1 protein-coding gene is annotated in these 416 nt (G+C 72.4%); it reads left to right on the top strand.

Translation table 11 applies throughout. The features are described from left to right. A partial coding sequence (locus tag V2J85_RS40885) for an aminotransferase class I/II-fold pyridoxal phosphate-dependent enzyme (protein ID WP_330824428.1) occupies positions 1-416 on the top strand: 416 nt, incomplete at both ends.

Genomic DNA, 416 nt, shown 5'->3' with positions numbered 1-416 from the left:
CCTCTCGGCGATCGCCCACTGGTACGCCACCCGGTACGGCACCGAGATCGACACCGGGCAGCTCGTGTACGGGCCCTCCGTCCTCAGCCAGCTCTCCCAGCTCCTCCAGATGTGGACGGAGCCGGGGGACGGGGTCGTCGTCCACACCCCCACGTACGACGGTTTCCGCAAGGCGATCACCGGGCTCGGGCGGGAGCTGCGCGCGGTCCCCGTGGGGGACGGGGAGGCGCTGGAGCGGGAGCTGTCCCGGGCGGACGCCAAGGTGCTGGTGGTCTGCTCGCCGCACAACCCGACCGGGCGGGTCTGGACGGCCGACGAGCTGGCCCGGTTGGCGGAACGCGCGGAACGGCACGGGGTGGCGGTCGTAAGCGACGAGATCCACGCGGACTTCGTGCACGAGGGGCAGGTCCATGTGC

Origin of the sequence: Streptomyces bugieae (assembly GCF_036352915.1) — a bacterium.
Lineage (GTDB): Bacteria > Actinomycetota > Actinomycetes > Streptomycetales > Streptomycetaceae > Streptomyces > Streptomyces endophytica.
Note: the sequence above shows the minus strand (reverse complement) of the source record. Positions and strands in the feature narration are given on the sequence as shown.